11 protein-coding genes are annotated in these 11,358 nt (G+C 35.4%); all 11 read right to left on the bottom strand.

The window, feature by feature from the left end; genetic code table 11:
* Positions 1–111 precede the first annotated feature (111 nt).
* Complete coding sequence (locus tag BHE19_RS10095; protein WP_070907003.1) at positions 112–1,650, bottom strand: serine hydrolase; 1,539 nt, start codon at positions 1,648–1,650, stop codon at positions 112–114.
* A 16-nt stretch (positions 1,651–1,666) separates the two neighbouring features.
* Entirely contained in the window at positions 1,667–2,458 is a 792-nt protein-coding gene (locus tag BHE19_RS10090; RefSeq protein WP_070907002.1) for a TrmH family RNA methyltransferase, read from the bottom strand.
* A 271-nt stretch (positions 2,459–2,729) separates the two neighbouring features.
* Positions 2,730–3,815, bottom strand: a complete 1,086-nt coding sequence (locus BHE19_RS10085) for a phosphoglyceromutase (protein WP_070907001.1) — start codon at positions 3,813–3,815, stop codon at positions 2,730–2,732.
* Between the two features lie 113 nt (positions 3,816–3,928).
* Positions 3,929–4,336, bottom strand: coding sequence for a hypothetical protein (locus BHE19_RS10080; RefSeq protein WP_123923500.1), 408 nt, complete (start codon positions 4,334–4,336; stop codon positions 3,929–3,931).
* 35 nt (positions 4,337–4,371) lie between these two features.
* Complete coding sequence (locus BHE19_RS10075; protein WP_070907149.1) at positions 4,372–5,703, bottom strand: DUF58 domain-containing protein; 1,332 nt, start codon at positions 5,701–5,703, stop codon at positions 4,372–4,374.
* Between the two features lie 31 nt (positions 5,704–5,734).
* Positions 5,735–6,349 carry a hypothetical protein gene (locus BHE19_RS10070; RefSeq protein ID WP_070906999.1) on the bottom strand — a complete coding sequence of 205 codons (615 nt, stop codon included), beginning with the start codon at positions 6,347–6,349 and terminating at the stop codon, positions 5,735–5,737.
* Between the two features lie 68 nt (positions 6,350–6,417).
* Positions 6,418–7,428 carry an AAA family ATPase gene (locus BHE19_RS10065; RefSeq protein ID WP_070906998.1) on the bottom strand — a complete coding sequence of 337 codons (1,011 nt, stop codon included), beginning with the start codon at positions 7,426–7,428 and terminating at the stop codon, positions 6,418–6,420.
* A 41-nt stretch (positions 7,429–7,469) separates the two neighbouring features.
* Positions 7,470–8,681 (bottom strand): DUF4350 domain-containing protein, encoded by a 1,212-nt coding sequence (locus BHE19_RS10060; protein WP_070906997.1) that lies wholly within the window; start codon positions 8,679–8,681, stop codon positions 7,470–7,472.
* Positions 8,674–9,450: a DUF4129 domain-containing protein gene (locus BHE19_RS10055; protein ID WP_070906996.1), complete on the bottom strand. Its 777-nt coding sequence runs from the start codon at positions 9,448–9,450 to the stop codon at positions 8,674–8,676. Before BHE19_RS10055 ends, BHE19_RS10060 begins: the two co-directional genes overlap by 8 nt.
* Complete coding sequence (locus BHE19_RS10050) at positions 9,443–10,393, bottom strand: hypothetical protein (protein ID WP_070906995.1); 951 nt, start codon at positions 10,391–10,393, stop codon at positions 9,443–9,445. Before BHE19_RS10050 ends, BHE19_RS10055 begins: the two co-directional genes overlap by 8 nt.
* Entirely contained in the window at positions 10,393–11,358 is a 966-nt protein-coding gene (locus tag BHE19_RS10045; RefSeq protein ID WP_070906994.1) for a stage II sporulation protein M, read from the bottom strand. Before BHE19_RS10045 ends, BHE19_RS10050 begins: the two co-directional genes overlap by 1 nt.

Here is an 11,358-nt window from a genome sequence, read left to right as displayed (position 1 = left end):
GTTTCACGTTTCAGGTTTCATGTTTTAGAGAACTGTTTTTATATTTTGTTTTCGACTTGAAACCTGAAACTTGAAACTTGAAACTTGAAATTTGAAATTTGAAACCTGAAATTACTCTTTCGAAAAATCCAAATCCTGAAAATCGTAACTAAAGTCAGTTAATTCAGAAATTGGAAGCATTTTTAAGTTAAGGACTTTACCACTTTCGTCGTATTTGAAAAGCAGATGTGCATCGGCGTGAAAGAAAGCATTGTTCCATTTCACGACGTAATTTCCATCTTTATAGAAAAATACCTCACCGGCCAGTTGCGGAGAGCGCTTGGAAGCAAAATATACTTTTCCTTTTTTCCCGGTAATGGTAATTTCGCCAAACCAGTTGTCTTTGTAAGTTCCGGTAATTTTAGAAAAGTCAGTTTTTAGTTTGTCTTTTTTGTTTTTAGCAACAGTTGCCCAAACTTCATCGGTTACTTTATCGGCCGATGCTTCGCTGTCTTTCATTCGGCTGCTGTACATCGTCACATAGTCATCTGATTTAATACCGAGGTAACTGTCTTTTATCGTATTGGTAATGGCACTAAAAGCTGCTCCCGATTGCTGATTGGTTAAAACAATAATTCCTAATCCTAATTCCGGAATCAAAGTGGTTTGAGTTACATTTCCTTCCAGTCCTCCTGTATGTGAAACCTGTTTGTATCCTTTTACATCACTCAGGAACCAGCCTAAACCATAACCGGAGAAATGAGTGTTATACGGCGGTCTTGTTTTGGTTGGAATGATGGTTTGCAATTGCCACATTTCATTGTGTTCTTTTTCTGAAAACAGTGGTTTGTTATCGCCATATTTTCCGTTGTTGAGTTGTAGTATGGCCCATTTGCTCAGATCATTTACACTGGAATAAATTCCGGCTGCTCCGTCAAAAAGTTGGTTTTCATAACGTTTTATGGTTTTGAGTTTTCCGTCAACCGGAACATGAGGTGTGATAACGTTTGTGGTGTCTTTTAAACGTTTCACTGAAGCTACACTATTACTCATTTCCAAAGGTTTCATGATGCGTTCTTCTACGAATTCGGCCCAGGTTTTACCGCTTACTACATGTACAATTTCGCCTGCTACGATATAGAGCAGGTTGTCATAATCGTATTTGGTTCTAAAATCAGAAACAGGTTTTAAATACCTTAGATTGTGAACAATATCTTGTGCTTTAAAATCGCTTCCGTCGGGCCAGATCATTAAATCTCCGGCTCCAAGTCCAAGTCCGCTTCTGTGGGTTAACAGGTCACGAATCGTGAATTCACGGGTTACATAATCGTTGTACATTTTAAAATCAGGAAGGTATTTTACCACTCTGTCATCCCATTTTATTTTACCTTCGTCAACCAGCATTGCCAGTGCTCCTGAGGTAAAAGCTTTACTGTTGGAAGCAATCCCGAAAAGCGTATTGGCATCTACTTTTTGCTGTGTTGCAATTGATTTTACACCATAACCTTTTGCCAAAACTACTTTTCCGTCTTTTACAATGGCCACTGCAATTCCGGGTACATCAAATGCTTTTAGGGTGCGGTTGACCAGATCATCTACTTCCGGATTGGTTATTTGTGCTGAAAGAGTAAAGCTAAATAATAAGGCTAAAAGTGATAATTTGCAGTTCATGACGGTATGTTTTGGTTTAGTTAAATCCGCGTTGTCGTTTGGCTTCGAAAATTAAAATTGCAGCAGCTACCGAGACATTCATGCTGTCGATTTCGCCCTGCATGGGAATGATGATATTCTGAGTAGCAGCATCTCGCCAGTCCTGCGTTAAGCCGGTAGCCTCTGTACCCACAACCAATGCGGTGGGAGTGGTGAAATCCTGTGTGTGATACGATGTTGAATTTTGAAGCGTAGCACAGTAAAAATCAATCTTTTTTTCTTTTAAAAAGGCTATGATTTCAGCTGTCGTTCCTGTCGCAATCTGATTGGTAAACAAACAGCCAACACTGGAGCGTACAATATTCGGATTGTATAAATCGCTTTTTGGATTGGCAATTAATACCGCATCAAGATTTGCGGCATCAGCAGTACGTAAAAGGGCGCCAATGTTTCCCGGTTTTTCCGGTGCTTCGGCCACTATAATCAATGGATTATCAGATAGTTTTAGATCTGATAAAAGCATCGATTTGGTTTTAGCTATGGCCAGAACGCCTTCAGTAGTATCGCGATAAGCTAGTTTTTGATAAACTTCTTTATTGATTTTAATGAGTTGAACCGGACTGTTTACTAATTTATGAATCTGATTTTCAGTAACCAATTCAGGTAAAAATAAAACGGTTTCTATTTCGTAGCCTCCTTTTATTGCAAGTGAAATTTCACGTAAGCCTTCAATCAAAAATGTTCCGGTTTGTTTGCGGGCTTTGGCCTTTTCCTGTAGTAAAACAAGTGATTTTATAAACGGATTTTGTACTGAAGTAATTTGTTTCATTTTTTTTAAAGGTACTTAGGTTCTGAGGGGCTAAGGTACTGAGATTTTTTTTAAAAAGGTTTTTTTTGGAGGTACTAAGGTCCTGAGAGGTTAAGTCACTGAGGTTTTTTTGAAAAGTTGCAAAGGTTCAGAGGTTTTTTCTTGGAGGAGCTTAGGTTCTGAGAGGCTAAGCTACTGAGATTCTAAAATCGTAAAAAGAGTTTGCCACAGATTAAAAGATTTTTATAGATTATAACCTTTTTAATCCTTTAATCTGTGGCAAAAAAAACTTTTATTTTGTAAGGACTTCTGAAATTTCGTTTGCTATCGGATGTGGAGCAGTGAAGGTGTATCCCATGATTTTTGCAATGGTTTGCGCTATTTGTTTTTGATACAGTTGAGAATCTGTTTTGATTTCTCCTTTTGAGGCAATTTCAGGACCCATTGCAGCGAACCAAATTTGTGAGGCACCTTCAACATCGGCACCATGATCTGTCCATTGTGCTTTTGTTTTATCTCCACGGCCGTGATCCACGGTGATTATCAGGGTAGTTTTATTTTTGTATTGGGGATCGTTTTGTACAAAATTCCAGATTTCTTTAATCCATTTGTCGACCTGGTTTGCAGCATCAAGATACGATCTGTAATGCCCGGCATGTGCCCATTCGTCGGTTTCTCCGTAGGCGATGTAGAGTACTTTTGGCTTTTTGGTTTTAAGTTCGTTTAAAGCCTGATAGTGGGTAAAAACATCTAAACACTCATCCTGATGAAAAGGTTTAAACGAATTGTTGCGCATTTCATTCAATAACTTCTGAGTTTCTGTAGGTTTGTCTCCTCCCACATTATCGAAGGCAGAAATTACCGGAAAACCGCTTCTTTTTTCGTTTAAAATTCGATCAAAAGCATCCCAGGCGCCAAAAGCGGCAACTTTTCCTTTTAGTTTAGATTGCTGGTTTAAAAACTCCAGAACATTTACATTTGGATTGTTTTTGTAATGATTGGAGTTGATGGCAACATCAACATTTCCGGTCATAATTTCGCTGTATCCGGGATAGCTGAACCAGTATGGGTTAGAAACATCAACTTTGCTTCCTAACTCGCGATTGCCATAAATTTGCCCTTTTGAAACAATTTCTGACCATAAAAAAGGCATGATTTTTTTTCGGCTTTCTTTGGAGTCAGTACTTGCATAATTCTTGTAAATATAGGTACTGTCTCCCTGATTGAATTTTTTATCATTGGCAATTGCAGGATCCATTCCTTTAAACACTTCCTGCCATCTAAAGCCGTCTGTGGTGATGATAATAATGTTTTCCGTTTTTTGTGCTGTTGCTAAAAAACTGGCTAAAAAGAATAGTATTAAAGATGTTTTTTTCATAGTTCTAATTATAAAAAATAAATGACTTCTATTAATATGACCAAATATTGATCTGATGTTAGTAAAAAGTTTGGAACAGACTGATTTTAATTCTAATGTAGATAGTTTAATATTTAGTTTTCTTTTTCTAACGTATTAATTTTTTCTTCTAGTTGATAAATTAATTTTTTCTGTTCTTTAATTATAGAGGATTTTTCATTGTCTTTAAGTTTCCTGCTATCACTTATAATTAAGTAATAGAAGTAAGAAACTATTACGCCAAGAACAAGAAAAATTTGTTCCCAGTAGCTTCTTGTTGCTAGATAATGTAAAGATTCTTTCAAAAAGACAATAAAGACGAATGCTATAAAGATATATAGAAAAGTAATAAAAAAGAATATAAAGATATAATTAAAGTAATATTGGAATTTTTTTTTCTCATTTTTTGATGAAGAATGCCAATCTGTTTTTTTATAGAAATAATTTACAAAAAAATATATACCTATAATTAATACAACTTTTGAAATAAATTCATAATCCATAAAACTTAATTTTTTTAGTAACAATAATTACACTTCTACAAAATCCCTCTGGCTTTTATTTCCAGATATTTATTGATAGCATCCAAAGTCAGATTTTCTGGCTGTGTTAAAACAGAGTGTATGCCATATTTTTTGAGTTCGTTAGCAATTAAACGCTTTTCGAACATGAATTTTTCAGCGATTACTTTGTCGTAGATTTCCTGAATGGTGTCTGTTTTTTTGTTGATGATTGCATTTAGTTCGGTATTACTGAAAAAAACAACCACCAGTAAATGGTTTTTTGCAATTCCTTTTAAATAAGGCAACTGTCGGTTTAAACCGTCCATTGTTTCAAAGTTAGTGTACAAAAGGATCAAACTTCTTTGATTGATGTTTTTTTTGATGTCGACATACAAACGGCTGTAGTCGCTTTCGAAAAAGTCGGTTTTGATATTGTATAAGGTTTCCAGAATTTTTTGCATCTGAGAAGCCCTTTTTTCGGCAAAAACACGATTTTCTACTTTTTTAGAGAATGAAAAAATCCCTGCTTTGTCCTGCTTTTTCAGAATAACGTTCGATAAAACTAAGGCCGAATTGATAGCATAATCCAGCAAACTTAAGCCGTCAAACGGCATTTGCATGGAGCGGCCTTTATCGATTGCCATGTAAACAGACTGCGATTTTTCGTCCTGAAACTGATTGACCATTAAAGCATTTTTCTTGGCTGTGGCTTTCCAGTTTAAAGTTCGAAGATCATCACCCTGAACATATTCTTTAATTTGCTCAAATTCCATCGTATGGCCAATCCTACGGATTTTTTTGATTCCGTATTGGTACAGATTATTCGAAAAAGCTAATAAATCATATTTTCGCAGCTGAATATAAGACGGATAAGTGGGAACCATTTTGTCTTTATCGAACGAAAATCTTCTGGAAATTAATCTTAGCGGTGACGAAACATAAACGTTCAGATAACCAAAGTAATATTCTCCTCGTTCTGTAGGTCGTAATTCATAGCCAATTTCTTTTTGCTCAGAGGCTTTAATGGTTTTTACAATTTTGAAATCGCGTACCTGAAACTGAAACGGAATTTCATCGATGATCTTAACTGAAATTTTAAAGGTATAATGGTTTTTAACGGTGATGGTTACGGGATTCAAATCTCCGTTTGAAAGTTTTTCCGGTGTCGTTCTTTCCGCTACAATGCCTGTTTTACTAAGATAGAGCAGGAGAACGTCAAGCCCTAAGAAACTAAATAAAATTAAAACCACAAACCAAACCGCATGATACAAATTTGGGAAAATAAAAGCACAGACAAACAATCCAATTATGCCCAGAAGCACATAGAAGAAAAAGTTATTAAGGTAAAGGCTTTTTATAAATTTCAATTTTAATAAAATTAGGGTTAAAGGTTTTTTACTATATTTTAGTAAAGCTTTTATAATCAAAACCGTCTAAGGCGGCTATTTTCCAGATTCCATTTTCTTTAACTGCTGTTACTTTATATTTAGGACTATCTTTCCATTCTGTCCATGTCCAGTAAAATGTCGCTTTGTTATTTTGGATTTTTAAGTCGTTTACTTTTAGTGTTTTCCAATAAGATTCCGGATTATCCTGACAATTACACCATGGGTTGCTATCGTTACCGTATGGAGGTAATTCTCCAACCCAATATTCGATTTTACTGCTTTTAAGATTCTCCCCAATTTTCAGCGCAATTTTGTTATAATTGTCGATAAATTGCTGTGCAAAAAAATTAGAGTTTTTAAGTTCGCTTATTATTTTATGATGTGTTTTTGTATTTAGCGCTACATATTTATCTCCCTTTTTATTTTCGATTACATCAAAGTCGCCTTGTGTTTTTTTGGTTTCGATCCATTCATAGGCTTTTCTTATTAAGGTTTCAATTTGCTGTTTGTCTGTTAAAAAATAAACTGATGTATAGGTAGTATCCGCCTGTTTAACATCCAAAGGTTTAAAACTTACCAATGTGATACCCAGAAGAAACAAAAAGAAAATTTTGGAATATTTCATTTAAAAAAGGTTTGTTATTAAGCATAGTACCGAAAACTGCCACTGAGACTGAAAACTGAGACCAATAACTATCTCGGAATTTCAACAGTCTCAATAATTTGTCTGATGATTTCTGAACTAGTGATGCCTTCCATTTCGCGCTCAGGGGCTACAATTACACGATGCTGTAAAACCGGAATGGCAGCTTCTTTTATATCTTCAGGAGTAACAAAATCACGTCCTCGGATGGCAGCAAAACCTTTGGCGGCATTCAAAATGGCAATTGAAGCACGTGGTGAGGCTCCCAGATATAAGAAAGCATTTTCACGGGTATTGACTACAATTCGTGCAATGTATTCCAACAGATTTTGCTCGACTCTGATTTGTTTTACCAATGCCTGGTACTCTTTTATTTCAACAGCAGAAAGTATCGTTTTAACAGCCTCTAATTTTCCGTGATTTTGTAGCAAATGCTCTCTTTGGATAATTAAAATTTCTTCATCGAGTTTCGGATAATCGATGGTGATTTTGAATAAAAAACGATCCAATTGTGCCTCCGGCAAACGATAAGTTCCTTCCTGTTCAATCGGGTTTTGAGTGGCAATTACCAGAAATGGAGTTTCAAGCTGATAGGCCGATCCGTCAATGGTAATTTGACGTTCTTCCATTACTTCAAAAAGTGCGGCCTGTGTTTTGGCAGGGGCACGATTTATTTCGTCGATTAAGATTAAATTGGAGAAAATTGGACCTTGTTTGAATTCAAATTCAGAGGTTTTTAAATTAAAAATCGAAGTTCCTAAGATATCCGATGGCATTAAATCCGGTGTGAATTGTATACGGCTAAAGCCAATGTTTAGGGTTTTAGACAATAGTTTGGCCGTAATGGTTTTGGCAACTCCCGGAACACCTTCCAGTAAAACGTGTCCGTTTGATAAAATAGCCACCAAAAGCTGATCGACCATTTTGTGCTGTCCGACAATTACAGTTTCAAGTTCTTTTTTAATCGCGCTAACGTGATCTAAAAGAGGTGCTAAGTTTATTCTGGTTTCAAAATTCACATTTTCATTTGTGATTTGAGATGTTGTATTGATATCGTCCATGATGGTCAGTTTTTCTTTTATAGTATGGTAGCTTTTTTTATCTAATGTAAAATCTTTTCTATGGCATTGTTTATTCGAATCAGATCTTCTTCAAGACTGCCGTGATAACTCTTTCGATGTTCGTTAATCAAAAATACGAGTTCCTGAATATCCGTTACATTTTTACCCGTTTTATGATGCAATTTTTGAATAAAATGATCGTCCAGTTTTGTGGTGTCGATTAAATATTCATTCCTGATTTTCTCTAAAAAGTAAATGATCTTTTTATCAATGATATTAGTGTGATCGCCTTCCTGATAATATAAATTTCCGATAGTTTTTGTAAAATCAACGGTTAAATTGGGTAAAGGCTTTAATATGGGAACAATTCGCTGTTTGCGCTTGGCATTAAAAATAATAAAAATCAACATGCCAAACAGAAAGAAATACCAGGCCCATTTTAAACCGGGTTGACTTAAAATGTATCGCAGAGGCGATTCGGAAATGCGTTCGCTGTTTTGCCCTTTCGTGTACCAAAAAATATCTCCCTCAGGCAAACAGGATAAGACATTCTCTGCGTACTGATAATGGTTTGCTTTCAGTAAGTTGTAGTTTGTAAAAGCGACAGGCTGTGTGTGCAGGTAAAAATGCCCTTGATAATACGGTATTTTTATAAAATTGACGTGCTTTTTTGCTTTCTTGAGCGAAGAAAGCTGATAACCCAGAACGGTGGTCTTTGCGGTATCAATTTTAGAAAAATAATTTTCCAGTGTCTGTACAAACTTATATTTTTTGTCCTTCAGTTGGGAGTTCGCCAGCCAGACAGTGGTGTTGCCAGAATTGAGATAATCCGCATTTACTTCAACTTTTAAACTGTCTAACAGGTATTGAGGAAAGTCTTTCATGCTCAAAAAAGCATTGTTTCCACGCGATACAAAGTAAAGAAGTTCGTTTACAGATTCTTCATCAATAGTATTGGATTCGGAGATGTTTAAAAAAGTTCCTTTTATTTTGTAATTTTCTACCAGACTGTCATTGTCATATTTTGAAGTCAAATACTCATAAGGAGTTAGGTCTGAAATTCGTTCTACAGTATGATTCTTAAAAAAATCATTGATTTCGTTGTTAAAAACATAGAGCCCAAAAGGAATTTTGTCATTGACAGAATAGGTGGGTGTCCAGTCAATAGGTTTTGGCTGTTCCCGATCTGCTATAAGAATTAAAGCCAGAATAAGAACCAGTACAGCAATATAAATTTTAAGTGTTTTACTCATTGCTAAAGGTTTTTAAGGCATTCTTAAATCGGTTTTCGGCTTTTCTGAAAGTGATTTCATCAATCTCAAACTCCCCGTACCAGATGTAGTTGTACAGATAAGACAAATAAGTAAACTCTTCTTTGTGGGTAGGCTTTTGAAGTTCGTATAAATAATCAGAATTGGTTTTTTCGATGTCCCATTCAATGTAATGATTTTGTGCCATTACTTTCAGAAGCCACAGATAGTAGTATCTAACGGCTGCTCTTTTTTCTCCTGATTGTATACTTTCTTTGATCAGTTTATCGAAATCCAAAAGGTGAATGTTCTTTTCGATTTCTGAATAGATGATATTTTTTTTCTTAGCGTTTTTTCCAAAAATCCACTGTCCCTCTTTATTAATGATCGCTTTTACGATCAAATAAATAACAAAAATGATGATAAGAACGGCGAGTACTTTTATTAAAACCGAAACAAAATTAATAGAGCTTTCCGGAGTTTCAAAATCGAACCAATCGCTAAAAACACTGGCCAGCCATTCCTTAAAACGCTGCCATAAACCTTTTTCAGGAGCTTTAAATTCATAAACAAAGCTGGAACCGCTATACTTTTTTTTGAAATTTTTAGAGAAAGTCTTAATTTTTATGGTGTCAGAATCTATCCGAATATCTTTTTCAGTGTATTTTACAGCTGTTATTTTGGGAGGTTCGGCTGTAGCCAAAGTATCCTGAGCCTGAACAATGCCGGAGAAAATAAAGAAAGATAAAAGGAATAGGAAGATTTTATTCATTATCGGTTCCGATTAAATCAATGTCGCGATTTGAAATTTTTTCTTTTGCTCCCAAACTGTAATACATAATTCCCTGATTGACCATAATCATGTTGTTGAAAATATTACTCAGAGTAAATATAAGGATGAAAATCAGAGTCAAAAATAAAAGGAAGAGCGGAGAATCGCCTATCGCTTCTGCATTATAATTAGAGCTTCCAATGGCCGTTAGTAAAAAAATAAATATTCCGGCAAAATAGAACACCATGGTGATCGATCCCTGAATCATTTGGATCATAATCAGAACTAAAAAAGTAGCTCCAATTGAAGTCCAGAAATCTTCTTTTAGTAAAAGATAGGCATGGTTTAAGGATTGAAAGAAACTTTTATCTTCTGTCAGATACGCATAAAAACTAAAGTTGACCCAGGTAAATAAAGCGGGGATGGCAATTAGCAGAAGGGGAATCCCAACAATTAGAAAACATAAAAAGAAGAGTATGATGATAACAATTAACAGCACCGGAACAACAAGAAAGGTAAGTCCAATACAAAATTTGATGATTTTCCAGATATTTTGTCTGAAGATCCTGATGATATCTTCTGTTTTAAAATCAGTTGTGTTCTTTTTCGCCACCAGTTTTAAGTACAAAATAGGGTAAGTCGAGTTGAAAAGCGATAAAGCAATCACAGCAATAAAAAAGAGGGCAACAAAGCCAACTAAGAGTCCAAAATTATCGTTAAAATAACCGGCAAGATTGTCAGAGCCGGGTTGGTTTAAGCTATCATTAAATACAGCCTGAAAATTACTTTTTAAAAAGAAAAACACCAAAGCCCCTACGATTAGGAGAAAGGCACCGTTGATGATGAAAAAGATCTTAAAAAAGTGTTTTCCGAAAGTTTTAAAAAAGGAAAAAGTATCGATGATATAATCGCCCAGCTGTCGTTTTTTGTAAAGTTCAAACATTAGGATAAAGTTGTTTTTTTGTGAACAATAAAAGGGTAAATCAAATAATAAAATGAAATTACAGCTAAAGTAAGTAAAATGATAAAACTACTTAGCCAATTGGGCATATCAATCGAATAACGCGTGATAAAACCTTCGAGAAAACCCGCACTGATGGTAAACGGAAATGTACTCAGGAATATTTTGAAGCTATTTTTGAAGCCTATTTTAAAAGAATTCATTCTCGAGAAAGTTTTAGGAAACAAGATAGAAGCTCCCAAAATAAAGCCTGCTGTAGTTTCGATTACGATGGCGAAGATTTCCATTGAACCGTGAATCCAGATGCCGCGGACACTTTTCCAGAAAACGCCCTGTTCGTAAAAAAAGTACTGAAAAGAACCTAGCATGATACAGTTTTGAAGGAAAATATAAAAAGTACCCAGACCCCCGAAAATCCCGTAAATGTAGCATCTCGCACCTACATAAAGGTTGTTCATGGTGATGCCAATAAAACTTCCCCAGTTACTTCCGGAGCCGTATACAGCCATTGGATTTCCTTTTTTGATGTTTTCTAAAGTCATGTTCACATAAGAATCACCCAGAATAAGGCGAACAAAATCCTGATCGTATCGGGCAGAAACAACTCCAATTCCCACTGTCAGAAAAAATAACGCAAACGCATAGAGTAAATAGCGTTTGTACTCGTACATCAGCAACGGAACTTCGGTAACAAAGAATTCCAGAAACTTATTTTTTTCTGTTCGTTTTGTTTTATAAATTTTCTGATAAATTTGTGAAGCGAGATGATTGAGGTAAATAACGGTTTTGCTCTTCGGATAATACGTTTGGGCATAGGACAGGTCATTCATCATTTGAATGTACAAATTAGCTAACTCGTCCGGATTTTTTTTAGCTTTACCAAAAATAGCTAGCTCAAATTCCAGCCATTTTTCTTTATTTTGTTTTATGAAGGCAACTTCTCTCAT

This window comes from Flavobacterium tructae, from assembly GCF_001853485.1.
Lineage (GTDB): Bacteria > Bacteroidota > Bacteroidia > Flavobacteriales > Flavobacteriaceae > Flavobacterium > Flavobacterium tructae.
Note: the sequence above shows the minus strand (reverse complement) of the source record. Positions and strands in the feature narration are given on the sequence as shown.

Excerpts from the sequence above, each read along its gene's own strand:
- BHE19_RS10095 (WP_070907003.1), bottom strand. The coding sequence starts at position 1,650 with ATGAACTGCAAATTATCACTTTTAGCCTTATTATTTAGCTTTACTCTT.
- BHE19_RS10090 (WP_070907002.1), bottom strand. The coding sequence starts at position 2,458 with ATGAAACAAATTACTTCAGTACAAAATCCGTTTATAAAATCACTTGTT.
- BHE19_RS10085 (WP_070907001.1), bottom strand. The coding sequence starts at position 3,815 with ATGAAAAAAACATCTTTAATACTATTCTTTTTAGCCAGTTTTTTAGCA.
- BHE19_RS10080 (WP_123923500.1), bottom strand. The coding sequence starts at position 4,336 with ATGGATTATGAATTTATTTCAAAAGTTGTATTAATTATAGGTATATAT.
- BHE19_RS10070 (WP_070906999.1), bottom strand. The coding sequence starts at position 6,349 with ATGAAATATTCCAAAATTTTCTTTTTGTTTCTTCTGGGTATCACATTG.
- BHE19_RS10065 (WP_070906998.1), bottom strand. The coding sequence starts at position 7,428 with ATGGACGATATCAATACAACATCTCAAATCACAAATGAAAATGTGAAT.
- BHE19_RS10060 (WP_070906997.1), bottom strand. The coding sequence starts at position 8,681 with ATGAGTAAAACACTTAAAATTTATATTGCTGTACTGGTTCTTATTCTG.
- BHE19_RS10055 (WP_070906996.1), bottom strand. The coding sequence starts at position 9,450 with ATGAATAAAATCTTCCTATTCCTTTTATCTTTCTTTATTTTCTCCGGC.
- BHE19_RS10050 (WP_070906995.1), bottom strand. The coding sequence starts at position 10,393 with ATGTTTGAACTTTACAAAAAACGACAGCTGGGCGATTATATCATCGAT.
- BHE19_RS10045 (WP_070906994.1), bottom strand. The coding sequence starts at position 11,358 with ATGAGAGAAGTTGCCTTCATAAAACAAAATAAAGAAAAATGGCTGGAA.